The following is a 24,319-nucleotide window of genomic DNA, read 5'->3' as shown; positions in this document are numbered from 1 at the left end:
CCCGCGCCGCGGGGCGGGGCGGGCGGCCCGGTCAGTCGACCAGGTCCCGCACCACGGCGTCGGCCAGCAGTCGCCCGCGCAGGGTCAGCACGGCCCGCCCCGCGTCGTAGGGGGTGGGTTCCAGCAGCCCGTCGGCCAGGGCCTTCGCGGCGGCGCGGAGCCCTGCGGGGGCGAGCAGCGACAGCGGGACGCCGTCGACCAGCCGCAGCTCCAGCAGGATCCGCTCGACGCGCCGGTCCTCGGCGGAGAGCAGTTCGCGCCCCGCGCCCGGGGAGCGGCCCTCGGCCAGCGCGGCCGCGTAGGCGCCGGGGTGCTTGACGTTCCACCAGCGCACGCCGCCGACGTGGGAGTGCGCGCCGGGCCCGGCGCCCCACCAGTCGGCGCCGCGCCAGTACAGCTCGTTGTGCAGGCACCGGCCGGCCTCGGAGGTCGCCCAGTTCGACACCTCGTACCAGTGGTAGCCGGCCTCCGCCATGACGGAGTCGGCGATCAGGTACCGGTCGGCGTGGACGTCGTCGTCGGTCATCGGGACCTCGCCGCGGCGGATCCGCCGGGCCAGCTGGGTGCCCTCCTCGACGATCAGGGCGTACGCGCTGACGTGGTCGGGCCCGGCGCCCAGCGCGGCGTCCAGGGAGGCCCGCCAGTCGTCGTCGGACTCGCCGGGGGTGCCGTAGATCAGGTCCAGGTTGACGTGCTCGAAGCCGGCGGCGCGGGCCTCGGCCACGCAGGCCTCGGGGCGGCCCGGGGTGTGGGTGCGGTCGAGGACCTTCAGCACGTGCCGTTTGGCGCTCTGCATGCCGAAGGAGACCCGGTTGAACCCGCCGGCACGCAGTTCGGCGAGGTAGCGCGGGTCCACCGACTCCGGGTTGGCCTCGGTGGTGATCTCGGCGTCCTCGGCGAGGCCGAACTCCTCGCGGATGGCCGCGAGCATGCGGACGAGGTCGGCGGCGGGCAGCAGGGTGGGCGTGCCGCCGCCGACGAAGACCGTGCGCACGGACCTCGGGTCGTCGCCGAGCACCTTGCGGGCCAGGCGGACCTCGTCGATCAGGGTGTCGGCGTAGTTCTCGCGGGAGGCGAGGACGCCGCCGGTGCCGCGCAGCTCGGTGGCGGTGTAGGTGTTGAAGTCGCAGTACCCGCAGCGGGTGGCGCAGTACGGGACGTGCAGGTAGAACCCGAGCGGCCGGTCCGGGGCGCCGGTGAGGGCGTGCGCGGGCAGCGAGCCGTCTTCGGGCATGGGGTCACCGTCGGGCAGTGCGGAAGGCATGTGGCCATTGTCCCGCACTGCCCCATGGTCGTTTACGCCTCGCGGGAGCCCTCGTACATCTCCTCGATGAGGTGCTTGAACTCGCGCTCGACGACGGGCCGCTTCAGCTTGAGGCTGGGCGTGAGGTCGCCGTGCTCCACGTCCAGGTCGCGCGGCAGGATGCGGAACTTCTTGACCGTCTGCCAACGCTGGAGGCCCTCGTTGAGGGTCTGGACGTAGGTCTCGACGAGACGGTTGGTCTCGGGGGCGGCCAGGACCTGGGCGTACGTCCTGCCCTCCAGCCCGTTCTCGGCGGCCCAGCCCAGGATCGCGGGCTCGTCGAGGGCGATGAGGGCCGAGCAGAAGTTCCGGTCGGCGCCGTGGACGACGATCGTCGACACGAACGGGCAGATCGCCTTGAACTGGCCCTCGATCTCGGCCGGGGCGACGTACTTGCCGCCCGAGGTCTTGATCAGGTCCTTCTTGCGGTCGGTGATGCGCAGGTAGCCGTCGGGCGACAGCTCTCCGATGTCGCCGGTGTGCAGCCAGCCGTCGCTCTCCAGGACCTCGGCGGTCTTGTCGGGCTGACGGTGGTAGCCCTGCATGATGCCGGGGCCGCGGAGCAGGACCTCGCCGTCGTCGGCGATGCGCACCTCGGTGCCGGGGAGCGGCTTGCCGACGGTGCCGGTGCGGTAGGCCTCGCCGGGGTTGACGAAGGAGGCGGCGCTGGACTCGGTGAGTCCGTAGCCCTCCAGGATGTGGATGCCCGCGCCTGAGAAGAAGAAGCCGATCTCGGGAGCGAGGGCGGAGGCGCCGGAGACGGCGGCGCGCAGGTTGCCGCCGAAGGCGTCGCGGAGCTTGGAGTAGACGAGCGCGTCGGCGACCTTGTGCCTGGTGCTGAGGCCGAGGGGCGCGGTGGCGCGACCGGTGCGGCGGTAGTTGTCCTGGGTGACCTTGGCGTACTCGCGGGCGACGCCCACCGACCACTTGAAGATCTTGTACTTGGCGCCGCCGCCGGCGCGGGCCTTGGCGGCCACGCCGTTGTAGACCTTCTCGAAGATGCGCGGGACGGCCGCCATGTAGGTGGGCTGGACGACCGGCAGGTTCTCGATGATCTTGTCGATGCGGCCGTCGACGGCGGTGACGTGACCGACCTCGATCTGGCCGGAGGTGAGCACCTTGCCGAAGACGTGGGCCAGCGGCAGCCACAGGTACTGGATGTCGTCCTTGGTGATCAGGCCGGTGGCCACGGTGGCCTTGGCCATGTACGACCAGTTGTCGTGCGGCAGGCGTACGCCCTTGGGGCGGCCGGTGGTGCCGGAGGTGTAGATGAGGGTGGCGAGCTGGTCGGCGGTGATGGCCGCGATCCGCTCCCTGACGGCCTCGGGGTGCTTGGCGAGGTGCTCCTTGCCGCGCGCCTCCAGCTCGGCCAGGGTCAGCACCCAGCCCTCGGGGTCGCCGGCCTCGGGCTCGACGCCGGCCCCGTCGATGACCACGACGTGGATCAGGTTCGGCAGGTCGGCGCGCCGCTCCCGGGCCTTGGCCAGCTGCGCGGCGTCCTCGGCGATCAGCACCCGGCTCTCGGAGTCGGCGAGGATGAACGCCGACTCGTCGGCGTTGGTGCTCGGGTAGATCGTGGTGACGGCACCGCCCGCGCACATCACGCCCAGGTCGCACAGGATCCACTCGACGCGGGTGTTGGAGGCGAGCGCGACGCGCTCCTCCGAACCCAGGCCCAGCGAGACCAGTCCGGCGGCGATCGCGAACACGCGGTCGGCGGCCTGGCCCCAGCTGAGCGACTTCCACTCCTCGGGGCCGCCCTCCGGTCCGGCCGGCACCGGGAAGCGGTAGGCCTCGCCGTTGGGGGTGGCGGCGACGCGGTCAAGGAAGAGGGCCGCCACGGTGGGCGGACGGTTCTCGATCATGGTCTGTGTGTCGCTCACGACATCCTCCGGACCGGTCCACGCGACGGGGCGTGGGCGTGGGGCGCTTGGGCAGGCAGGGTTTTCAGACGGGCGGATTTCTAAACTGGCGAGTAACCATCGAGCAGTGATCAGACTAGAGGCCGCGTGCCCGACGCGTAAGACTCCCCGAGCGGCCGGTTCATAACGAAAAGGGCCCCCGCGCGTACGCACGGGGGCCCTTCCGCGTGACACCGGACGGGGGCTGGGCCCCCTCCCCGGTGTCGGCGCTACTTCTTCTTGCCGGTGGACTCGTCGCTGGACAGGACGGCGATGAAGGCCTCCTGCGGGACCTCCACGGAGCCGACCATCTTCATCCGCTTCTTGCCCTCCTTCTGCTTCTCCAGCAGCTTCCGCTTACGGGAGATGTCACCGCCGTAGCACTTGGCGAGGACGTCCTTGCGGATGGCGCGGATGGTCTCGCGGGCGATGACGCGGGAGCCGATCGCGGCCTGGACCGGCACCTCGAAGGCCTGCCGCGGGATGAGCTCGCGCAGCTTGGCGACCAGGCGCACGCCGTAGGCGTAGGCGGCGTCCTTGTGGCAGACGGCGGAGAAGGCGTCGACCTTGTCGCCGTGCAGCAGGATGTCGACCTTGACCAGGCTGGAGGACTGCTCGCCGGTGGGCTCGTAGTCCAGCGAGGCGTAGCCGCGCGTCTTGGACTTCAGCTGGTCGAAGAAGTCGAAGACGATCTCCGCGAGAGGCAGGGTGTAGCGGATCTCGACCCGGTCCTCGGAGAGGTAGTCCATGCCGAGCAGGGTGCCGCGACGCTGCTGGCAGAGCTCCATGATGGCGCCGATGAACTCGGTCGGGGCGAGCACGGTGGCGCGGACGACCGGCTCGAACACGTCCGAGATCTTGCCCTCGGGGAATTCGCTCGGGTTGGTGACGGTGACCTCCTTGCCGTCCTCCAGCACCACCCGGTAGACCACGTTGGGCGCGGTCGCGATGAGGTCGAGGCCGAACTCGCGTTCCAGGCGCTCGCGGACCACGTCCAGGTGCAGCAGGCCGAGGAAGCCGACGCGGAAGCCGAAGCCGAGGGCCGCGGAGGTCTCCGGCTCGTAGACGAGCGCGGCGTCGTTGAGCTGGAGCTTGTCCAGGGCCTCGCGCAGGTCCGGGTAGTCCGATCCGTCCAGCGGGTACAGGCCCGAGAAGACCATCGGCTTCGGGTCCTTGTAGCCGCCGAGGGCCTCGGTCGCGCCGTTGTGCAGGCTGGTGATCGTGTCACCGACCTTGGACTGACGGACGTCCTTCACGCCGGTGATGATGTAGCCCACCTCGCCGACGCCGATGCCGTCGGCCGGGGTCATCTCCGGGGAGGAGACACCGATCTCCAGCAGCTCGTGCGTGGCGCCCGTGGACATCATGCGGATGCGCTCGCGCTTGTTGAGCTGGCCGTCGACCACACGGACGTAGGTGACCACGCCGCGGTAGGAGTCGTAGACCGAGTCGAAGATCATCGCGCGGGCGGGGGCGTCCTTGACGCCGACCGGGGCCGGAACGGTCGCGACGACCTTGTCGAGCAGGGCGTCGACGCCCATGCCCGTCTTGGCGGAGACGCGCAGCACGTCCTCGGGCTGGCAGCCGACCAGGTTCGCCAGCTCCTCGGCGAACTTCTCCGGCTGGGCGGCCGGCAGGTCGATCTTGTTGAGGACGGGAACGATCGCGAGGTCGTTCTCCATCGCCAGGTACAGGTTGGCGAGGGTCTGGGCCTCGATGCCCTGGGCGGCGTCGACGAGGAGGATCGTGCCCTCGCACGCCGCGAGGGAGCGCGAGACCTCGTAGGTGAAGTCGACGTGACCGGGGGTGTCGATCATGTTCAGGATGTGCGTGTTGCCCTGGCCCTCGCCCGTCGTGGGCGCCCAGGGCAGACGGACCGCCTGCGACTTGATCGTGATGCCGCGCTCACGCTCGATGTCCATGCGGTCGAGGTACTGGGCACGCATCTGCCGCTGGTCGACGACACCGGTGAGCTGGAGCATCCGGTCGGCGAGGGTCGACTTGCCGTGGTCGATGTGCGCGATGATGCAGAAGTTGCGGATCAGAGCCGGGTCGGTACGGCTCGGCTCGGGCACGTGGCTGGGGATCGCGGGCACGCAGTGTCCTGATTCTCGGTCGCAGTCGGAAGCGTCGGTCGGTCGCGTCGGTCGGTCCTGATCGGATCCTTCGGATCGATACGCAGACTCCCATGGTCCCATGGACGGGGCAGTGCGCTCGGTTTGGGCCGGTCGGAGCGCGCCTGGTAGCCTGGGCAGCTGTGTCTCGTATGCCCTCTCAGCTGTCGGGACACAATCCGAAGATCAAACTCTGAACCTGAAAAGGCTCTTTCGTGGCGAACATCAAGTCCCAGATCAAGCGGAACAAGACGAACGAGAAGGCGCGCCTGCGCAACAAGGCCGTCAAGTCCTCGCTCAAGACCGCGATCCGCAAGGCCCGCGAGGCCGTCCTCGCCGGTGACGTCGAGAAGGCCACCGTGGCTTCCCGCGCCGCCGCGCGTGCGCTCGACAAGGCTGTCTCGAAGGGTGTCATCCACAAGAACGCCGCCGCCAACAAGAAGTCGGCGCTGGCCTCCAAGGTTGCCACCCTCCAGGGCTGAGCTCCTGATGTGAATCGCCGGTAAGGACCCAGCGGGCCCTCTCTCCCGCTCCGGACCGGCCCCCGCGCCGCACGCGGCCTGCGTTCGCCACGCGGGTGCGGCGCACACCAAGCGGTAGTCGAAGGCCCCGGCCCCTCCCTTCCCCAGGGAGGAGCCGGGGCCTTCGTCATGCCCGCGCCGCCCGACCGGCGCCCGCGCACGGCACGGCACGGCACGGGACCGTACGGGGGACGGCACGGAGCCTGGAGCGGTACGAAAGAACCCGCCACGAGGCGAGGGGGCGGGACCCTGCCGGGCGGTACCGGCGCATGGGCGGTACGGGTGCACGGGCGCTGCGGGGCCGCCACGAGGCGCTGCGGGGCCGCCTCAGCGGCGTTGGGGGCGGGCCGCGCGGGCCACCGCCACGACGGCCTTCTCCAGCGCGTACTCGGGGTCGTCGCCCCCGCCCTTGACCCCCGCGTCCGCCAGCGCCACCGCGCGCAGGGCGTCCGAGACGGCGTCCGCCGACCAGCCCCGCATCTGCTGCCGGACCCGGTCGATCTTCCACGGCGGCATGCCGAGGTCCCGGGCGAGATCACCGGGACGGGCCCCGCGCGGCGCGGAGGCGAGCTTGCCGATCGCCCGCACGGCCTGGGCCAGGGCGCTGGTGATCAGGACCGGTGCCACACCCGTCGACAGGGACCAGCGCAGCGCTTCGAGGGCCTCGGCCGCGCGGCCCTCGACGGCCCGGTCGGCGACCGTGAAGCTGGAGGCCTCGGCCCGCCCGGTGTAGTAGCGGCCCACGACGGCCTCGTCGATGGTGCCCTCGACGTCCGCGCACAGCTGCGCCACCGCGCTCGCCAGCTCCCGCAGGTCGCTGCCGATGGCGTCGACCAGGTTCTGGCAGGCGTCGGGGGTCGCGGAACGACCCAGCGTCCGGAACTCGCCCCGCACGAACGACAGTCGGTCCGCGGCCTTCGTCATCTTCGGGCAGGCCACCTCGCGGGCACCCGCCTTGCGCGCGGCGTCCAGGACCGCCTTGCCCTTGACCCCACCGGCGTGCAGGAGGACCAGCGCGATCTCTTCGTACGGATCGGCGAGGTAGGCCTTGAGCTCCTTGACCGTCTCCGCGCCCAGGTCCTGCGCGCCGCGCACGATCAGGACCTTGCGCTCGGAGAACAGCGAGGGGCTCGTCAGCTCGGCCAGCGTGCCGGGCTGGAGCTGATCGGAGGTGAGGTCGCGCACGTCGGTGTCGGCGTCGGCCGCGCGCGCGGCCGTCACCACCTCGCGCACCGCACGGTCGAGGAGCAGGTCCTCCTGCCCCACCGCGAGGGTGATCGGGGCGAGGAGATCGTCGGTGGAGTTCTTCCTGGTGGCCATCGTCCCCAGCATCCCACGCCGCACCGACAGTCCCCCGCGCCCGGTGCCCGAGAATGGTCGGGTGAACGTGCGACATGTACTGGTCCTGCCCGACCGCGACGCCGCCGAAGAGGTGGCCCAGGAGGCCGTCGACCGCTTCGGCCTGCCCGAGGAACCCCAGCTGGTCCGCGACGCCCTCGCCGGCGAGGACGACGCCGAGGACGCCCAGTGGCTGGTCGTCGTGGAGGACCCGAGGGAACGGCTCGACACCGGCGCCCTGGACGACCTCGCCGCCGAGTACGAGGGCTGGCTGGAAGCCCCGTAGACCACCGCCCGGCCCCGACCGGGCCGGGGCCTCGCCCGCGGCCCGCGGCGCCCGCGGCCTACGCCTTGTGGACGATCTGCACGTCGAGCGTCACGTCCACGCTGGAGCCGATCGCCGCGACGCCGTGGGCCAGGATCGACTGCCAGTTCAGCGTGAAGTCCTCGCGGTGCAGTTCCGCCGTGGCCCGGCAGGCCGCTCTCGGTTCGCCCTCCAGGCCCGTGCCGTGCCCCAGGTACTGGGTGTCCAGGGTGACGGAACGGCTGACGCCGTGGAGGGTGAGGGCCCCCGCGACCGCCCATCGGCTGCCGCTGCGGTGGATGAACCGCTCGCTGTAGAACTCCACCGTGGGGTGGCGGGCCGCGTCCAGGAAGTCGGCGGACCGCAGGTGGTCGTCCCGCATCCGCAGACCGGTGTCGATGCTCGCCGCGTCGATGATCACGTGCATGGAGGAGTCCTCCATGCGCTCCGCGATGCGGACCGCGCCGGCGAAGGTCGTGAACCGGCCGTGGATCCGGGCGAATCCGATGTGCCGGGCGGAGAATCCGATCGACGAGTGCGTCGGGTCCAGCTCCCAGTGGCCGGGCGCCGGCAGCCTCGGCGGCTCCACCGCGTCCAGGATGATCTCGGCGGTCCCGGGCTGCGCCGGGTCCCCGACGAGCGTCGCCCCGTGGAACGGCGCGTAGCCCTCGGCGGTGACGGACAGCCGGTACTCCCCCTCCGGCACGGCGGCGGTGAACCCGCCGTACGGGTCCGTCTCCCCGCTGACGACCCGTCTGCCGATCGGGTCCGTCACCTCGAACTTCGCCTGCCGGACCGGCTGGTGGACCGTGTCGAGCACCCGACAGCTCAACAGCTTCGCCGTGGGCGGCAACGTCAGAGTGGCGGATGTCTGTGAACCGGCACTTCCGGCCGTCTCCATCCCCCGTCGGCGACCGAACATGGCTGATGCACCCCCGTGCTGTGTGGACTTGGACCGTTCTGGCGAAGACGCATTCGATCATGCTGCCGGGTTGGGGGCAAACAGAATGGTCGCGCCCGGTATGCCCGGGCCGCCGGCGACGCCGGCCGGCCGGGAACGCACGCATCCCCGCGCCGCTCCCGGCGACCGCCACGGAACCGTCCCGGTCGGTGCGCAGCACCGTCGTCCCCCGCTCCCGCAACCGGCCGACGGTGCTCGGCGCGGGATGCCCGTAGCGGTTGCCGGCGCCGACGGGGACGATCGCGATCCGGGGTCGGATCCGGTCCTGGAGACCGGGGTCCTGGTGGGCCGATCCGTGGTGGGCGACCTTCAGGACGTCCACCGGCCCCAGCTCGGGATGGCTTTGCAGAAGGGCCTGTTGGGAGGGCGGTTCGAGGTCGCCGAGGAGCAGCAGCGTCACCCCCGACGTGCGGACCAGCAGGGCCACGCTCGCGTCGTTGGGCCCGCGCGGCGCCGGCCCGGACCCCCTCGGCCACAGCACCTCCCACCCGAGCCTCCCGACCTGCCGCCGCTCGCCGGCGAGCGCGGGTACGACGGGCACCCCGGCGGCGGCCGCCGCCCGCCGGACGGCCCTCGCGTGCTCCGGCGGCTCCTCCACCGTGGTGGTTTGAATCACACCCACCGACCGGCCCCTCAACACGCCCGCGAGTCCTCCGACGTGGTCGGCGTGGAAGTGCGTCAGCAGGAGCAGCGGCACCCGGTGGACCCCGAGGGACCGCAGGCAGGCGTCCACCGGTCGCGGATCCGGTCCGGCGTCGACCACGACGGCCGTCCCGGGGGCGACGGCCAGCACGGCGGCGTCCCCCTGGCCGACCGCGCACTGCACGTAGCTCCAGTCCGGCGGCGGCCAGCCGGTGAGGGCCCGCGTGAGCTGCGGCGGTCGCAGTACGGCGACCAGCAGCAGGATCGCCACGGCCGCGCACACGGCACGCCGCCGGCCGAACCGCGCCGCGAGCCCCACGAGGACCACCGTGACCACCCCGAGCAGCAGCGCGCCCCGCAGCCCGCCGGGCCAGGGCACCTCCGCCCCCGGCAATCCGGCCCCGCCCCGCGCCACGGCGGCGATCCACCCGGCCGGCACCCCCGCGCACCAGGCGAGCACCCGCGCCGCCGGCATCCACAGCGGGGCGACGGCGAGGGTGGCGAAACCGAGCACCGTCGCCGGTCCCGCCGCGAGTTCCGCCAGCAGGTTGCACGGCACCGCGACGAGGCTGACCCGGGCGGAGAGCATCACCACCACGGGCGCGCACACCGCCTGCGCGGCGGCGGCCGCCCCCAGCGCGTCGGCCGTGCGCGCGCCCACGCCCCGCCGCCGCAGGGCCGCGCTCCACCGGGGCCCGAGGGTGAGCAGGGCCCCGGTGGCCAGGACCGACAGCAGGAATCCGTAACCGCGGGCCAGCCACGGGTCGTAGAGCACGAGCAGCAGCACCGCCCCGGCCAGTGCCGGCACGAGCGACCTCCGCCGGCCGGTACCGAGGGCCAGCAGGGTGATCGCCCCGCACGCCGCGGCTCGCAACACGCTCGGCTCGGGCCGGCACACCACGACGAAGCCCAGCGTGAGGGCCGCTCCGCACAGGGCCGTGGCCCTCAGCGACAGCCCCAGGCGGGGCGCGAGCCCCCGCCGCTCGACGAGCCGCGCGCGGGCCGGGGGCCCGATCAGCAGGCACAGCACCACGGTGAGGTTGGAGCCGGAGACGGCCAGCAGGTGCAGCAGGTCGGTGGCCCTGAACGCCTCGCGCAGGTCGTCCGGGACCCCGGAGGTGTCCCCGACCACCAGCCCGGGCAGCAGCGCCCGCGCGTCGGGCGCGAGCTCCCGGACGGCTTCCCGCAGCCCCGCGCGCAGGCTCCCGGCGAACCGCTGGGCGGCGTCGGGCCCGCCGGTCACCTCGGGCGGCGTGTCCCCGGCCGGGCGGACCAGCGCCACGGCCCGCTCCCCGCCCGCGGTCGGAGCCAGGGCGGCGACCACCTCGACCCGGGTCGACGGCAGCAGGCCGGCCCAGTCGGGATGCGCGGCCGACACCCGTACCGGGGTCACGGTCCGCGTCCGCGTCCCGTCGGGGCCCCGCACCGCCGTCACCACCGCGTCCAGCATCACCCCCGGCGGGCCGTTCCCGCCCCGGGTGGCGCGGGGGTCGGAGCCGACGGTGAGTTCCAACAGGACCCGGGCGTGCTCCCGGGCCAGCCCCGCCACGGGCCCCGCCCGCGCCTCGGCCCGCTCCAGCCCGGCCACCCCCGCGCCCGCGGCCGCGCACAGCAGGGCGGCGGCCGCGGCCGTACCGACCCGCCACAGGGGCTGCGGACGGCGCCGGCCGGCGAGCAGCAGCGCCCCCGCCGCGACCACCGCGAGCCCCACCCCGACGGCGGTCCAGCGCCCCGGGGCCCCGAGGGCCAGGGCGGTGGCGGCCCAGGCGGCCCCGGCCGGCACCGCGAGCCGCAGATCGACCGGCCGCCCCTCCTCGGCCCCCCGCGACCCGCTCACAGCCGCACCAGCCCGCGCAGTTCGGCGAAGCGCCGCTCGCCGATCCCCTGGACCTGTCGGAGTTCCTCCACGGACCGGAACCCGCCCCGGGCCGTACGGAACTCCACGATGTGCCGGGCGAGCACGGGGCCGACCCCGGGCAGCCCGTCCAACTGCTCGACCGTGGCCGTGGCCAGGCTCAGCGGCCCCGCCCCGGGCCCCGCGCCACCGCCGGGGCCCGCACCGGCGCCTCCGGGAGGCGGCGGCTGCGCCGTGACCCCCACCAGCACCTGTTCGCCGTCCACCAGCACCCGGGCCCGGTTGAGCCCGGTGGTGTCCGTGCCGGGCCGTACTCCCCCGGCGGCGGCCAGCGCGTCCTCCACCCGCGAGCCGCCGGGCAGTCGCCGGACCCCGGGCTCCCTGACCTTGCCGCCGACGTCCACCACGACACGGGCGTCGGACGCCGTGGCGGCGCTCGCCGAGGGCGCCGCCGCGACGGCGGCGGGGGCGACGACGGCCGGCGCGGTCACCGGGCCCGGACGGGCGGCCCAGAACTGCCGGCCGGCGAACCCGACCGCGACGACCAGCACCACCGCGACGGCCGCGACCGTGCGCGGCTCGACCCCGCACCGGGCCTGCACCCACAGCGGCAACCGTTCCCGCAGGGCGGACCTCCACGCTCCCGCCCGAACCGGCGCCGACCCACCCGGGCGCCCGCTCTCCGACCCCTCCGACCGATCCGGCCCCTCCGGCCCCTCCGGCCCCTCCGGACGATCCGGCCCCTCCGGCCGCACCGGCCGCACCGGCCGCGACGCTCCCGCCCCCACGGCCGGCGTCGCGAGCTCCGTCCCCGCCGACCCGCCGGACCCCGACGGCTCCCCGGCCGCCTCCTGCCCTGCGGGCGGCGGAACACCCCCGGCCAACAGCGCCTCGGCCCGCCTGCGCACCGCCTCGGGGTCGGGCCTGGCCCGGGACCGCGAACGCAGCCGCCGCCGGTACCGCTCCCGGCCGTCGGAGCGCCCCATCGGCCCCGCGCCACCGGGCGCGAGGGCACCGCCGGCCACCGGCCCGGCGATGGCGTCGTATCGGGTCCGTGCCTCCGAGAGGCCTTCCGCGTCCTGCGTGTGAAGAGTCATGCCCCGACGCTAGGGGCCTTCCCGGATCCCCGCTCGGAGCCCTCAATTCCGGTGGATGAAGGCCCCGTTGTGGATATCCCCGCCACCCGTTCCGGTGAAGCCCCGCCCCCTACCCACCCCGCCCGACCCCTCCAGGGTCCCCACTCAGCGCGGCGACACCACCGCCGCCAGCAACCCCGGACCGGTGTGGGCTCCGATCACCGCGCCCACCTCGCTGACGTGCATCTCGACCAGGCCGGGGATCCGTTCGCGCAGCCGCTGCGCGAGCTTCTCCGCCCGCTCGGGAGCCGCCAGGTGGTGGACAGCGACGTCCACGCTCCCCGCGCCCGCCCGCTCGACGGCCAGCTCCTCCAGGCGCGCGATGGCCTTGGAGGCCGTCCGTACCTTCTCCAGCATCTCGATGCGGCCGCCGTCCAGCGTCAGCAGCGGCTTGACGGCCAACGCCGAGCCGAGGAGGGCCTGCGCGGCGCCGATCCGCCCGCCCCGGCGGAGGTAGTCGAGGGTGTCGACGTAGAAGTACGCCGACATGTCCGCGGCCCGCTTCTCCGCGGCCGCCACGGCGTCGTCGACCGAGCCGCCCGCCTCGGCGGCCTCGGCGGCGGCCAGGGCGCAGAACCCGAGGGCCATCGCGACCATCCCGGTGTCGACGACCCGGACCGGGACGTCGGCCGTCTTGGCCGCGACCACGGCGGCGTCGTACGTGCCGGAGAACTCGGCGGAGAGGTGCAGGCTGACGATGCCGCCGGCGCCGGCGTCCACGGCGGCCCGGTAGGCCCGTACGAACTCCTCGGGACCCGGCCGGGAGGTGGTGACCGGGCGGCGCTTCTGGAGGGCGACGGCGAGGCTGCGCGCCGAGATCTCGGTGCCTTCCTCCAAGGCTTCGTCGCCCAGGACCACGGTCAGGGGGACGGCGGTGATCCCATGCCGCGCCATCGCCGGCTGGGGCAGATAGGCCGTGGAATCCGTGACGATCGCGACATGGCGGGACATGAGCCGGAGGTTACCGGCAGCGGAGGCGATCCGGCAGCCCGGGCCCGCCCACCACGTCGAACACCCGGTCCCCGGCCCGGCCGTGCCTCAGGTGGTGGTCTCGGGCCGCGGCGCCTTCTGCCACGGGTACGGCGTCGCCTGCGGCGCCGCATCGATCGCGGCGGGCCGCGTCGCCCCGGTCCCCCGCGCCGGTCCGTTCCCGGCCCCTTCGGGCGCCCCCTCCGGCCCGGAGGCCCCGGCCGCACCCGCGGCGGCCTCGGCCGCCTGACGCGCGTCCCACGCCTCGGCGGCGGCCGCCAGGTGGTCCACCGGCTCCCGCGACCAGTCCCGCAGCGCGCCGGATTCGAGCTTGATCTCCGCGGAGAGGGTGTCCAGGTCCTGGGCGGCGAACTGGCGGGCCCGGTCGCGGGCCGCCCACCGCAGCGAGTCGGCGGCTTCCGTGATCTTGGAGGTGCGTTCCCGCAGGTCGGGCAGGCTCGCCGCGATCCGCTGCCGGTCGGGCTCCTGCTCCAGCCGCTTCAGCTCGTCGTCCAGCTCGTGCCCGTGCGCGCTGAGCCGCTCGAACAGGACGATCGACTCCTTCAGCGAGCTGTCCGTCTGCGCTCCCTGGTAGAGGGCCTGCTGCGTGGTCCGCATCGAGGTCCGCAGGTCCAGGCGCAGCTGTGCGAGCGCGCCCGTGACGCCGACCTGGCCCAGGCTCTTCGCCTTCAGCGTGGTGTCCTCGACGGTCCTGCGGGCCTGGGTGATGGTGCGGTCCACGCCTCGCTTGGCCGCGCCGACCACCTTCACCGTGGCCCAGGCGCCCAGCCCCAGGAAGGCGAACAGCACCAACAGGCCAAAGATGATCAAAGCGACGCCCGCCTCCATGAGGTTCCCCTTCTTCGCCTGTTGCTTCCCTCCCACCGTAAACGCCACGGGCAGGCCAGGGGTTCCAATCGAACCCCCAACCTGCCCGTACGGGATGACCCTCATACCGAGGACCGAGAGGACCTGGAGGTCCCATCGGCGCCGGCTCCCCCGATTCAGATGACGATGTTGACCAGCTTCGGCGCGCGCACGATCACCTTGCGGATCTCGGCGCCGTCCAGCGCGGCGACGACGGCCGGGTCGGTGACCGCCAGCTGCTCCAGGTCGGCGTCGGAGATGGCGGGAGCGACCTCCAGGCGGGCCTTGACCTTGCCCTTGACCTGCACGACGCACGTCACGGTCTCGTCGACCACGTACGCCGGGTCGGCCACGGGGAAGTCCCGGTGGACCACCGAGTCGGTGTGGCCCAGCCGGTGCCACAGCTCCTCCGCGATGTGCGGGGCCAGCGGGGCGACCAGCAGCACCAGTCGCTCGGCGACGGAGCGCTCCAGCGGGCGGCCCGCCTTCGTCAGGGTGTTGTTCAGCTCGGTGATCTTGGCGATGGCGGTGTTGAACCGCAGCCCCGCCATGTCCGAGCCGGCCCCGTCGATGGCCTTGTGCAGGGCGCGCAGGGTGGCCTCGTCGGGCTCCCCGTCGACGACGGTGACGGCGCCCGTCTCCTCGTCCACGATGTTGCGCCACAGGCGCTGGAGCAGCCGGTACTGGCCGACGACGGCGCGGGTGTCCCACGGACGGGAGACGTCCAGCGGGCCCATCGCCATCTCGTACAGGCGCAGGGTGTCGGCGCCGTACTCCTCGCAGATCTCGTCGGGCGTGACGGCGTTCTTCAGGGACTTGCCCATCTTGCCGTGCTCGCGCTTGACCGGCTCGCCCTGGAAGAACCAGCCGCCGTCGCGCTCCTCGACCTCGGCCGCCGGGACGTACACGCCGCGCGCGTCGGTGTAGGCGTACGCCTGGATCATGCCCTGGTTGAACAGCTTGTGGAACGGCTCGGCCGACGAGACGTGGCCCAGGTCGAACAGCACCTTCGACCAGAAGCGGGCGTACAGCAGGTGCAGCACCGCGTGCTCGGCGCCGCCGACGTAGAGGTCGACACCGCCGTGCGGGGCGCCCTCGCGCGGGCCCATCCAGTACTGCTCGATCTGCGGGTCCACCAGGGCCGAGTCGTTGTTCGGGTCCAGGTAGCGCAGCTCGTACCAGCAGGAACCGGCCCAGTTCGGCATGGTGTTGGTCTCGCGGCGGTACGAGCGCACCCCGCAGCCGTCGCCCAGGTCCAGCTCGACGTTGACCCAGGCCTCGTTGCGCGACAGCGGGGTCTCCGGCTTCGAGGCGGCGTCGTCCGGCGCGAAGGTGCGCGGCGAGTAGTCCTCGACCTCGGGCAGCTCCAGCGGGAGCATCGACTCGGGCAGCGGGTGCGCGGCGCCGTCCTCGTCGTAGACGATCGGGAAGGGCTCGCCCCAGTACCGCTGGCGGCTGAACAGCCAGTCGCGCAGGCGGAAGTTGACGGTGCCCTCGCCGATGCCGCGCTCGGTCAGCCAGGCGGTGATGGCGGCCTTCGCCTCGACGACGCCCAGGCCGTCCAGCGAGACGCCCTCGCCCGTGGAGTTCACGATGGTGCCGTCGTACGAGGTGAACGCGTCGGCCCACTCGGCCGGGTCCGCGTCGCGGTCGTCCGAGGGCTCCACGACGCAGCGCACCGGCAGTTCGAAGGCGCGCGCGAACTCGAAGTCGCGGCTGTCGTGTGCCGGGACGGCCATGATCGCGCCGGTGCCGTAGCCCATCAGCACGTAGTCGGCGATGAAGACGGGGACCAGGTCGCCGCTGACCGGGTTGGTCGCGTAGGCGCCGGTGAAGACACCGGTCTTGTCCTTGGCCTCGGCCTGGCGCTCGACGTCCGACTTCGCGGCGGCCTGCTTGCGGTACGCGTCCACGGCCTCGCCGGGGGTCGCGGCGCCGCCGGTCCACACCTGGTGCGTGCCCTCGGGCCACTCGGCCGGGACGATCTTCTCGACCAGCTCGTGCTCGGGCGCCAGCACCATGTAGGTGGCGCCGAACAGGGTGTCGGGGCGGGTGGTGAAGACGGTGATCGCGCCGGCGTCGCCGACGGCGAAGTCCACGCGCGCGCCCTCGCTGCGGCCGATCCAGTTGCGCTGCTGGAGCTTGATGGCCTCGGGCCAGTCCAGGGCGTCCAGGTCGTCGATCAGGCGGTCCGCGTAGGCGGTGATCCGCATGTTCCACTGGCTCAGCTTGGCCTTGAAGACGGGGAAGTTGCCGCGCTCGGAGCGACCGTCCGCGGTGACCTCCTCGTTGGCCAGTACGGTGCCCAGGCCGGGGCACCAGTTGACGGGCGCGTCGGAGGCGTAGGCCAGCCGGAAGCCGTTCAGCACGTCGGCGCGCTCGGCCCCGGTCAGTTCGGCCCAGGCGCGACCGCCGGGCACCTCGCGGGAGCCGTTCTCGAAGGCGGCGACCAGCTCGGTGATCGGGCGGGCCTTCTTCGCGTCGGCGTCGTAGTAGGAGTTGTAGATCTGCAGGAAGATCCACTGGGTCCACTTGTAGTACGCGGGGTCGATCGTCGCGAACGACCGGCGCTTGTCGTGGCCCAGGCCCAGCCGGCGCAGCTGGACCTTCATGTTCTCGATGTTCGCCTCGGTCGACACGCGCGGGTGGGTGCCGGTCTGCACGGCGTACTGCTCTGCCGGCAGGCCGAAGGCGTCGAAGCCCAGGGTGTGCAGGACGTTGTGGCCGGACATCCGCTGGTGGCGGGCGTAGACGTCGGTGGCGATGTACCCGAGCGGGTGGCCGACGTGCAGGCCCGCACCGGAGGGGTACGGGAACATGTCCATGATGAACTTCTTGGGCCGGGCGACGACCGCCTGGTCGCCCGCCAGGTCACCGGTGGGGTTCGGGGCCTCGTACGTGCCCTCCGCGTCCCATACGTCCTGCCAGCGTGCCTCGATGTCGGCGGCCATGGCAGCCGTGTAACGGTGCCCCTCGGCCGCCTCGGGGGCCGGGGTGTTCGTCTCGCTCATGATTCCTGAAGCTCCATCGATCGACTCTGCCGTCTCTGCCTGCCCAAACGAAAAAGCCCCTCGCACAGGAGGGGACGCCGCGCCGATGCCGACCTCACGAGGGGTCGGTGCTGATCAGCGCGGCTCGGTAAGCAGAAGGCGTACGGCACGCATGGCGCCAGGGTACCGCAGCGGCCCCGGCGGACGCCCGTTCGTTCCGCGGAACGAGAAGAGGGCCACCCGGATCGGGTGGCCCTCTTCTTCACTGTGGAGCTAAGGAGAATTGAACTCCTGACCTCCTGCATGCCATGCAGGCGCTCTACCAACTGAGCTATAGCCCCTTGTTACTTCGTTTACCGCTTGTCGCTTCGGTTTCCCTTGCCGGTTCCCCCTGGCGACATCCCAAACATTACACGGTCATGGCCCGAGACCAAAAATCGGTTTCCGCGGAGCCCGAGCCATGTCCGTTTTGAGCATCTTTGGCCAACTTCACCTGGCCGACCTCACCCGGCCGACCTCACCCGATCACGCTCTCGCGAACTGATAGAACCGCTTGAGCGTGCAGTGCTCGTCGAGCAGCCGGCCGTAGATCGGCTCGCCCTCCAGCTCCCGGTACGTCTCGATCGGGTCGCCCTTTATGATCAGCGCCCGCGCGCATTCCTCGCACCAGTACTGGTAGTCGGGATTGACCGGGTCCATGTCCCGAACGATCGGCGTGCCGTTCTCGCACCAGTCGCACCGCCGCCGGTGTGCACCCATCCGTCAGCGACTCCCTCCCGCGTCGGGCCGTCGTGTCCCCCTCCGGCGCTGTCGATTCTGCCATGCCGGTACCGGCCGGGTCAGCAGGCCAAAGGGACAAACGGAAGGATCCCGCCCCCTGTTGGGGACGGGATCCTGATTGTGGAGCTAAGGAGAATTGAACTCCTGACCTCCTGCATGCCATGCAGGCGCTCTACCAACTGAGCTATAGCCCCGCTCTCCGCCGCGTTCCCCCCGTTTCCGGTGTTCTTCGCTGCGAACAAGAAGAACTCTAGCCTGTGACCAGCCGGAAAGTGAAATCCGGGGGTGGGGCGGTCCGCGGCGGCCTGTGGCGACCCCTCAGTCGTCGTCGCCGAGCACCGGTTCCGGCAGCGTGCCGGCGTTGTGCTCCATGAGCCGCCAACCCCGCACGCCCTCGCCGAGGACGGACCAGCAGCAGTTGGAGAGCCCGCCGAGGCCCTCCCAGTGGTACGCGTCCAGGCCCAACAAACGGCCGATCGTCGTACGGATGGTGCCGCCGTGGCTGACCACCACGAGGGTGCCGCCGTCGGGCAGCCGGTCCGCGTGCTTCAGGACGACGGGCGCGGCGCGGTCGGCGACCTCGGTCTCCAGCTCACCGCCACCACGACGCACCGGCTCCCCGCGCTTCCACGCCGTGTACTGCTCGCCGTGCTTGGCGAGGATCTCGTCATGCGTGAGGCCCTGCCACTCCCCGGCGTAGGTCTCGCGCAGCGCCTCGTCGTGCTCGACGGACAGGCCCGTGACCGCCGCGAGCTCGGCCGCCGTGGCGGCGGCCCGCCGCAGGTCGGAGGCGACGATGGCATCGGGCTTCAGGGAGGCCAGCAACCGGGCGGCGCGACGCGCCTGCGCCACGCCCGTCTCGGTCAGCTCGATGTCCGTGGAGCCCTGGAAGCGCCGTTCCAGGTTCCACGACGTCTGGCCGTGCCGCCACAGGACGATCTTCCTGCCGGTCTTGCCCGCGGAGGTCGAGGCGGTCGCGGAGGTCGAGGCGGTCGAAGGGGTGGTGCTCAGAACAGATCACCGTCCAGTTCGTCGTCGCCCGCCGCCTCGCGCAGCTTGGCGTGCTCCTCGGCCTTGCCGATGGTGAGCTTGGCGTCCTCGGGCAGCTCGATCTCGGGGCAGTCCTTCCACAGGCGCTCCAGCGCGTAGAACACGCGCTCCTCGCTGTGCTGGACGTGGACGACGATGTCGACGTAGTCGAGCAGGATCCAGCGGGCGTCGCGGTCGCCTTCGCGGCGCACCGGCTTGGCGCCGAGCTCCTTGAGCAGCCGCTCCTCGATCTCGTCCACGATCGACTTGACCTGGCGGTCGTTGGGCGCGGAGGCGAGCAGGAAGGCATCGGTGATCGACAGCACGTCGCTGACGTCGTACGCGATGATGTCGTGCGCGAGCCGGTCGGCCGCGGCCTGGGCGGCGGCGGTGATGAGCTCGATGGAGCGGTCCGTGGCGGTCACTGGCCATGCTTTCGGGTTGGCGGGCAGATCCTTACAAGGGTCTCATGTACCGCCGGCCCCGCCCGCGCGGAACAGCCCGCGCGGACGGAACACCTGCTCACAGCCCTGACCGGAGCCCGATCAGGAGGGCTTGTAGTCCCTGCCCAGCGTCACCACGACGTCCGCGTTGACCGCGCTCTCGGCCTTCTGCACGACCGTCTCGGGGAGCCCCAGGGTCTTGGCCACCTCGACGGCCCGGTCGCGCCGGTCGTCGTCCTGGTACGTGATCCGGGTGCCCTCGGCCGTACGGTCGGACCTGCCGCCGTCGACGAAGCCGTAGCCGGCGTTGAGCAGGGCCGCCTTCGCCGCGATCCGCGCCCCGTCCTCCCCGCCCTGGCCGTCCTGCCCGCCGGTCCGCCCGGTGGCGTCCTTGAGCCCGACGCGCAGGGTGGCCCCGGCCCGGTCCGCCGTGAAGGAGCCGCCGAGCAGTTCCTTGACCACCTTCCTGTTGGTCTCGTCCGTCAGGCCTCCGTCCGCCTTCAGGGCGAGCACCTCGGTGCGGTACGCGCCCACCTTGGCGTGCTCGCCGATCCGCGACAGCAGCGCGCCCAGGTTCCGGGAGTCCAGGCCCGGGTCGAGGATCTGGCCCATGCTCTCGACGGTCGTGGCCGCCGCCGTCGGGTCGGAGGGGATCTTGCGCAGTACGGCGAGGAGCACCCTCCCGGTCCGCTCCAGCTGCCGGGTCTCCGGTTCGCCCTGGGCCCGGTGGGTGGCGTAGGCGATGGCCATGGCTCCGGTGAGGCTCTGCTTCGGGCCCTGTCCGACGGCCGGGGTCTTGGCCCGCTCGTCGGCGGGGACGGCGGTGTCGGTGTCGGTCTCGACGCCTCCGACGAGGTCGACGAGCCGCTCCAGGAAGGGGGTGTCCAGGCGCCAGGTCCCGCCGATGCGGGTGCCGAGCACGGTGTCGAGGGACTCGCGGGTGCCGAGGGCTCCGGCGTCGACGGCCTTGCCGAGGGGGCCCGCGGTGCCGTCCTGGCCCTGGACCCTCAGGTCGTTCGGCAGCAGGACGGTGGCGCCCTGGCGGGTGGTGACGTTGTCCACCAGCAGCGCGGTGGAGCTGGTGCCCCGCTTCGTGTCGCGCACGTGCACGACGATCACGTCGCGCTTCTGTTCCCCGGTCGCGGCGGGGGCCCGCTCGGCGCCGGGGCCGTCGAGGAAGGGCAGTCCATCGGTGTACCAGAGGTATCCGGCGCCTCCGACGACGAAGAGGGAGAGGGCGACGACGAGCGCGACGCCCCGGTTGCGGCCGCGCCGGCGGGCTTCCTCGCGGCGTTCGGTGCGGCTCTCGGTGAAGGCCAGCCAGTCGATGACGTCCTCGGAGTCGGCCTCCGGCCCGTCGGCGAAGGCGAACGGCTCCGCGTGGGGGTCGGCGTCCGGTGGCTCCGGCCTGCCCCGCCCCGTGACGGGCTCCCGGCGCGGCTCGGGCACCGGGGCGGGCCCGGGCGCGGGGTGGTGCGGCTCGGGCACGGGGGCGGCCTGCTGCGGAATCCACTGCTGGGCCTGCGCCTGGGCCTGCTGCTGTGGCTGGGGCGGCTGGTACTGCTGTGGGTACTGCTGCTGTGGGTGGCCGTGGTCGTACGCGTACGGCGGCGGCTGCTCGTACGGCTGCTGCGGCGGGAAGGCCTGGGGCGGGTAGGCCTCGGGCGGGTAGGCCTCGGGCGGCGCGTGGCCGTACCGCGGCTGCGGCGGGAAGGCCGGGGAGGGCGCCGGGGCGTAGACCGGTCTGCCGTACGGGTCGTAGCCGACGATCCGCTGCTCCGGGTCGGCGTACGGGTCGTAAGGATCCTGTGGGTCGTTCACCGCGGGCCCTCCCTTTTCCGAAAGAAACGACCTAGGCGCCCCGGTACAGCTCGCGCTTGTCGATGTAGCGCACCACGCCGTCGGGCACCAGGTACCAGACGGGATCGCCCTCGGCCACGCGGGCACGACAGTCCGTGGAGGAGATCGCCAGCGCGGGGACCTCGACCAGGGAGACGCCGCCTTCGGGCAGGCCGTCGTCGGTGAGCACGTGACCGGGTCGGGTCACGCCGATGAAGTGGGCGAGGGAGAAGAGCTCGTCGGCGTTGCGCCAGGTGAGGATCTGGGAGAGGGCGTCGGCACCGGTGATGAAGAACAGGTCGGCGTCGTCGTTGAGCGCGCTCAGGTCCCGCAGGGTGTCGATGGTGTAGGTGGGGCCACCGCGGTCGATGTCGATGCGGCTCACCGAGAACTGGGGGTTCGAGGCCGTCGCGATGACCGTCATGAGGTAGCGGTCCTCGGCGGGCGACACGGCCCGCTGGGACTTCTGCCACGGTTCGCCCGTCGGGACGAACACCACCTCGTCGAGGTGGAAAAGGGCGGCCACTTCACTGGCGGCCACCAGGTGTCCGTGGTGGATCGGGTCGAACGTCCCGCCCATCACGCCGAGCCGGCGCTTGACCGGGCCCGTAGGCACTTCCTGCTCTCCCATGAGCGCAGAGCCTACTGGCCCGGCAGCACGTGCACGGTGGCCGGACCCGAAAGGGGGGTTTAGCGGTCGCGGTTCAGACGCGTGGTCACCCAGAGCATCAGGAGCAGGATGACCAGCGCGCCGCCACCGGTCAGGTACGGGTTCAGGCTGTCGTGGTTGCCGCCGTGCTGCTCGGCCCCCTCCGATGCGAGAAGGACCAGGTTGTGGGCGGCGGTGGGGAGGCTCATCAGGCAGGTACCTATCGAGTCGGGGAGCGAGCGGAGACTTCGCTCACATCGTATGCGGGGGCCTGGGGCACGCTCACGCCGACTCAGGCGTTGGAGAGGATAGACGCAATGGAGCACAGGTCGATCAAGGGGGAGGGTCCGATGGCGGACACCGGATTCGAGAAGACGCCGGCGCGGAGCCGCAGGAGGTTCCCCGGCATTTCCTCGCGGGCCTACGAGCACCCCGCGGACCGCTCGGCGCTGGTGGCGCTGCGCAAGCTGGCCGGGTTCGACACCGTGTTCAAGGCCCTGAGCGGGCTGCTGCCGGAGCGCAGCCTGCGGCTGCTGTTCCTGTCGGACTCGGTACGGGTCGGGGAGACGCAGTTCGCCCATCTGCACGAGATGCTGCGGGACGCGTGTTACATCCTGGACCTGGAGAAGGTCCCGCAGATGTACGTGCAGCAGGACCCGAAGCCCAACGCCATGTGCATCGGTCTGGACGAGCCGATCATCGTGGTGACGACGGGCCTGGTGGAGCTGCTCGACGAGGAGGAGATGCGGGCGGTCGTGGGCCACGAGGTGGGCCACGCGCTGTCGGGGCACGCCGTGTACCGCACCGTCCTGCTGTTCCTGACGACGCTGGCGCTGAAGGTGGCGTGGATCCCGCTGGGCAATGTGGCGATCATGGCGATCGTCACGGCGCTGCGGGAGTGGTTCCGCAAGTCGGAGCTGTCGGCGGACCGGGCCGGGCTGCTGGTGGGGCAGGACGTCAACGCCTCGATGCGGGGCCTGATGAAGATCGCGGGCGGCAACCACCTGCACGAGATGAACGTGGACGCCTTCCTGGCGCAGGCCGAGGAGTACGAGGAGAGCGGCGACCTGCGCGACTCGGTCCTGAAGATCCTCAACGTGCTGCCCCGGACGCACCCCTTCACCACGGTGCGCGCGGCCGAGCTGAAGAAGTGGTCGCAGAACCGCGACTTCCAGCGGATCATGGACGGCCACTACCCGCGCCGCGAGGAGGACAAGGACGCCTCGGTGACGGACTCCTTCCGCCAGTCCGCCTCGCACTACGCGGAGTCGGTGCGCACCAGCAAGGACCCGCTGATGAAGCTGGTCGGCGACATCGCCGGCGGCGCCGGTGACCTGGGCGGCAAGCTGCGCGACCGGTTCACCGGGGCGGGTGCCTCGGCGAACGGCAAGGACGCGGCCGGCGAAGGCGGCCCGGACGCGCCGGGGGCTACGGGCCGGGGCTGACGGAGGAGCCGCCGGTGGGCGGTGCCGGGGTCCGGGCGGTCGGGGCCGCCGGCGCCGCCGAAGGTGGGGCGTCGCGGTCCGCGTCCGGGGCCAGTACGCCGCACAGCCCGGCCGTGCGGCGGGGCCGGCCGGACGCGTACGGGTCGCTCGCGGGCGGGCCCACGGTGGTGGGCCGGGCTCCGGCGAGGAGCGGCCGGAAGCCCGCCGCCGGGTCGGCGGAGCAGTCCTGGGGGCCGGCCATCACGTAGGCGGAGACCAGTTCGGCGCGGCGGGCCGTGAGGTCCTCCCGGTCGAAGCGCAACCGCAGCTCGCGGCGGACGGTGAACAGCGAGGCCCCGTCGACGGCGGCGGGCGCGCCGGTGGCGGGGCGCACCGCGTACACGAAGGTGTGGTCGGCGGTGATCTCCAGTACCTCCGTGCCCAGCTCCTCGACGGTGAGGGTGCCGTTGACCCGTACCCGGGAGTCGGCCACGACGGCGGTCGCCGGGTCGAAGCGGACCAGCCAGCCCGTGGCGGCGTGCCGGCCGTCGCCGGAGGGCGCGGTCATGCTCTCGTCGAACTGGGTGAGCTGGCCGGGGTCGAGCAGGACCCGCACCGGGCGGGTGGCGGTGGAGGACAGGACGTCCGGGTCCAGGGAGGACTGCACCAGGTAGTCCTTGGCGATGGACAGCGCGGCGACGACCTGGCTCTCGGTGAAGTGGTGGGTGCGGCGCACGGCGGGCAGGGTGATACCGGCCGCTCCGACGCGGTAGTCGGCCGCGGGGCTGTTCGCGTAGAGGTCGACGGGGCGACCGCCGGGCACCGTCTCGGAGGGGGCCAGGGGCAGGACGGTGCTGACGAAGGGCTCGACGGCGCCGTCGGCGGGCGGCACGTAGGGGTTGCGCAGGCCCATGTAGACGGCGACGGCGAAGGCCGTCGCGATGAGCAGCACGAGGAGCATGCCCTGGCGGGCGCCGCGGCCGGGGGTGCCGTTGCCGCGTCCGGCGGATCCGGAGCCCGCCCACAGGGAGCGGCTGCGGACGGCCCTGGCGTGCTCGCCCATGCGTTCCTGGGCGGAGTACTCCTGGAGTCGGGCAGCGCGGACGAAGTCCTCGTCGAACACCACCGACCTGTATTCGTCGGGGCGCAGTTCGTCGTCGCCCCCGCCGATGCCGTCGGGGGTGCCGTTGGGTGGATCTCCTGGAACGGCCATCGCTTCTCCCCGCTGGTCCCGCTTCAGAGAAGCCCCCAGCT

The 24,319-nt window shown here is 72.6% G+C and carries 19 protein-coding genes, 2 tRNA genes and 1 pseudogene; 3 read left to right on the top strand and 19 right to left on the bottom strand.

Annotated elements, in window-relative coordinates; genetic code table 11:
- Positions 1–31: 31 nt before the first annotated feature.
- From hemW to lepA, 3 genes are all read right to left on the bottom strand, one after another.
- The gene (gene hemW / locus AB0D01_RS31810; RefSeq protein WP_363061334.1) at positions 32–1,264 is read right to left on the bottom strand and encodes a radical SAM family heme chaperone HemW; all 1,233 of its coding nucleotides are present in this window, start codon (positions 1,262–1,264) and stop codon (positions 32–34) included.
- A 32-nt stretch (positions 1,265–1,296) separates the two neighbouring features.
- A complete protein-coding gene (locus AB0D01_RS31805) occupies positions 1,297–3,186 on the bottom strand; it encodes a long-chain fatty acid--CoA ligase (RefSeq protein ID WP_363061332.1) in 1,890 nt (629 codons plus the stop codon).
- A gap of 248 nt (positions 3,187–3,434) precedes the next feature.
- The gene (gene lepA / locus AB0D01_RS31800) at positions 3,435–5,300 is read right to left on the bottom strand and encodes a translation elongation factor 4 (protein ID WP_363061331.1); all 1,866 of its coding nucleotides are present in this window, start codon (positions 5,298–5,300) and stop codon (positions 3,435–3,437) included.
- 233 nt (positions 5,301–5,533) lie between these two features.
- On the opposite strand from lepA, the gene rpsT reads away from it, so the two are divergent.
- Positions 5,534–5,800: a 30S ribosomal protein S20 gene (gene rpsT, locus AB0D01_RS31795; protein ID WP_266788134.1), complete on the top strand. Its 267-nt coding sequence runs from the start codon at positions 5,534–5,536 to the stop codon at positions 5,798–5,800.
- Between the two features lie 366 nt (positions 5,801–6,166).
- On the opposite strand, the gene holA is transcribed toward rpsT, so the two are convergent.
- Positions 6,167–7,159 carry a DNA polymerase III subunit delta gene (holA, locus tag AB0D01_RS31790; RefSeq protein WP_363061420.1) on the bottom strand — a complete coding sequence of 331 codons (993 nt, stop codon included), beginning with the start codon at positions 7,157–7,159 and terminating at the stop codon, positions 6,167–6,169.
- Between the two features lie 61 nt (positions 7,160–7,220).
- Here holA and AB0D01_RS31785 point away from each other — a divergent pair, with 61 nt between their 5' ends.
- Positions 7,221–7,463 carry a hypothetical protein gene (locus AB0D01_RS31785; protein WP_363061329.1) on the top strand — a complete coding sequence of 81 codons (243 nt, stop codon included), beginning with the start codon at positions 7,221–7,223 and terminating at the stop codon, positions 7,461–7,463.
- Positions 7,464–7,521: 58 nt separating this feature from the next.
- Here AB0D01_RS31785 and AB0D01_RS31780 read toward each other — a convergent pair whose 3' ends face one another.
- The 14 genes and pseudogenes from AB0D01_RS31780 to AB0D01_RS31715 form a co-directional block, all read right to left on the bottom strand.
- On the bottom strand, positions 7,522–8,382 hold the full coding sequence (locus tag AB0D01_RS31780; RefSeq protein WP_363061418.1) for a YceI family protein: 861 nt from the start codon (positions 8,380–8,382) through the stop codon (positions 7,522–7,524).
- A gap of 157 nt (positions 8,383–8,539) precedes the next feature.
- A pseudogene (locus AB0D01_RS31775) lies at positions 8,540–10,921 on the bottom strand (ComEC/Rec2 family competence protein); the annotation flags it as partial.
- A complete protein-coding gene (locus AB0D01_RS31770) occupies positions 10,918–11,925 on the bottom strand; it encodes a ComEA family DNA-binding protein (RefSeq protein ID WP_363061416.1) in 1,008 nt (335 codons plus the stop codon). The gene AB0D01_RS31770 and the pseudogene AB0D01_RS31775, both read right to left, overlap by 4 nt.
- Before the next feature lie 255 nt (positions 11,926–12,180).
- On the bottom strand, positions 12,181–13,026 hold the full coding sequence (locus tag AB0D01_RS31765) for a DegV family protein (RefSeq protein WP_363061327.1): 846 nt from the start codon (positions 13,024–13,026) through the stop codon (positions 12,181–12,183).
- Positions 13,027–13,113: 87 nt separating this feature from the next.
- Positions 13,114–13,893, bottom strand: a complete 780-nt coding sequence (locus AB0D01_RS31760) for a hypothetical protein (protein ID WP_363061414.1) — start codon at positions 13,891–13,893, stop codon at positions 13,114–13,116.
- 155 nt (positions 13,894–14,048) lie between these two features.
- Entirely contained in the window at positions 14,049–16,922 is a 2,874-nt protein-coding gene (gene leuS, locus AB0D01_RS31755) for a leucine--tRNA ligase (RefSeq protein ID WP_363061325.1), read from the bottom strand.
- Between the two features lie 247 nt (positions 16,923–17,169).
- Positions 17,170–17,242: transfer RNA gene (locus tag AB0D01_RS31750), tRNA-Ala, on the bottom strand.
- Between the two features lie 184 nt (positions 17,243–17,426).
- Positions 17,427–17,660: a hypothetical protein gene (locus AB0D01_RS31745; RefSeq protein ID WP_363061323.1), complete on the bottom strand. Its 234-nt coding sequence runs from the start codon at positions 17,658–17,660 to the stop codon at positions 17,427–17,429.
- Between the two features lie 142 nt (positions 17,661–17,802).
- A tRNA-Ala gene (locus AB0D01_RS31740) sits at positions 17,803–17,875 on the bottom strand.
- Positions 17,876–17,999: 124 nt separating this feature from the next.
- Positions 18,000–18,620: a histidine phosphatase family protein gene (locus AB0D01_RS31735; protein WP_363061412.1), complete on the bottom strand. Its 621-nt coding sequence runs from the start codon at positions 18,618–18,620 to the stop codon at positions 18,000–18,002.
- A 68-nt stretch (positions 18,621–18,688) separates the two neighbouring features.
- The gene (rsfS, locus tag AB0D01_RS31730; protein ID WP_030008628.1) at positions 18,689–19,135 is read right to left on the bottom strand and encodes a ribosome silencing factor; all 447 of its coding nucleotides are present in this window, start codon (positions 19,133–19,135) and stop codon (positions 18,689–18,691) included.
- 120 nt (positions 19,136–19,255) lie between these two features.
- Complete coding sequence (locus AB0D01_RS31725) at positions 19,256–20,974, bottom strand: LCP family protein (protein WP_363061321.1); 1,719 nt, start codon at positions 20,972–20,974, stop codon at positions 19,256–19,258.
- A gap of 31 nt (positions 20,975–21,005) precedes the next feature.
- Positions 21,006–21,623 (bottom strand): nicotinate-nucleotide adenylyltransferase, encoded by a 618-nt coding sequence (gene nadD / locus AB0D01_RS31720; RefSeq protein WP_363061320.1) that lies wholly within the window; start codon positions 21,621–21,623, stop codon positions 21,006–21,008.
- Positions 21,624–21,682: 59 nt separating this feature from the next.
- Positions 21,683–21,850, bottom strand: coding sequence for a hypothetical protein (locus AB0D01_RS31715; RefSeq protein WP_363061318.1), 168 nt, complete (start codon positions 21,848–21,850; stop codon positions 21,683–21,685).
- A 141-nt stretch (positions 21,851–21,991) separates the two neighbouring features.
- On the opposite strand from AB0D01_RS31715, the gene AB0D01_RS31710 reads away from it, so the two are divergent.
- Entirely contained in the window at positions 21,992–23,086 is a 1,095-nt protein-coding gene (locus AB0D01_RS31710) for a M48 family metallopeptidase (RefSeq protein ID WP_363061410.1), read from the top strand.
- Here the strand turns inward: AB0D01_RS31710 and AB0D01_RS31705 are convergent.
- Positions 23,070–24,278, bottom strand: coding sequence for a hypothetical protein (locus AB0D01_RS31705; RefSeq protein WP_363061316.1), 1,209 nt, complete (start codon positions 24,276–24,278; stop codon positions 23,070–23,072). The two genes, AB0D01_RS31710 and AB0D01_RS31705, sit on opposite strands and share 17 nt — an antisense overlap.
- Positions 24,279–24,319 lie beyond the last annotated feature (41 nt).

The sequence above is a fragment of the Streptomyces sp. NPDC048606 genome (assembly GCF_040650855.1).
GTDB lineage: Bacteria > Actinomycetota > Actinomycetes > Streptomycetales > Streptomycetaceae > Streptomyces.
Note: the sequence above shows the minus strand (reverse complement) of the source record. Positions and strands in the feature narration are given on the sequence as shown.

What these genes read in the sequence shown, in the direction of transcription:
- hemW (WP_363061334.1), bottom strand. Translation starts at nt 1,264, where the DNA reads ATGCCTTCCGCACTGCCCGACGGTGACCCCATGCCCGAAGACGGCTCG.
- holA (WP_363061420.1), bottom strand. Translation starts at nt 7,159, where the DNA reads ATGGCCACCAGGAAGAACTCCACCGACGATCTCCTCGCCCCGATCACC.
- AB0D01_RS31780 (WP_363061418.1), bottom strand. Translation starts at nt 8,382, where the DNA reads ATGGAGACGGCCGGAAGTGCCGGTTCACAGACATCCGCCACTCTGACG.
- AB0D01_RS31770 (WP_363061416.1), bottom strand. Translation starts at nt 11,925, where the DNA reads ATGGGGCGCTCCGACGGCCGGGAGCGGTACCGGCGGCGGCTGCGTTCG.
- AB0D01_RS31765 (WP_363061327.1), bottom strand. Translation starts at nt 13,026, where the DNA reads ATGTCCCGCCATGTCGCGATCGTCACGGATTCCACGGCCTATCTGCCC.
- AB0D01_RS31760 (WP_363061414.1), bottom strand. Translation starts at nt 13,893, where the DNA reads ATGGAGGCGGGCGTCGCTTTGATCATCTTTGGCCTGTTGGTGCTGTTC.
- leuS (WP_363061325.1), bottom strand. Translation starts at nt 16,922, where the DNA reads ATGAGCGAGACGAACACCCCGGCCCCCGAGGCGGCCGAGGGGCACCGT.
- AB0D01_RS31745 (WP_363061323.1), bottom strand. Translation starts at nt 17,660, where the DNA reads ATGGGTGCACACCGGCGGCGGTGCGACTGGTGCGAGAACGGCACGCCG.
- nadD (WP_363061320.1), bottom strand. Translation starts at nt 21,623, where the DNA reads ATGGGAGAGCAGGAAGTGCCTACGGGCCCGGTCAAGCGCCGGCTCGGC.
- AB0D01_RS31715 (WP_363061318.1), bottom strand. Translation starts at nt 21,850, where the DNA reads ATGAGCCTCCCCACCGCCGCCCACAACCTGGTCCTTCTCGCATCGGAG.
- AB0D01_RS31710 (WP_363061410.1), top strand. Translation starts at nt 21,992, where the DNA reads ATGGCGGACACCGGATTCGAGAAGACGCCGGCGCGGAGCCGCAGGAGG.
- AB0D01_RS31705 (WP_363061316.1), bottom strand. Translation starts at nt 24,278, where the DNA reads ATGGCCGTTCCAGGAGATCCACCCAACGGCACCCCCGACGGCATCGGC.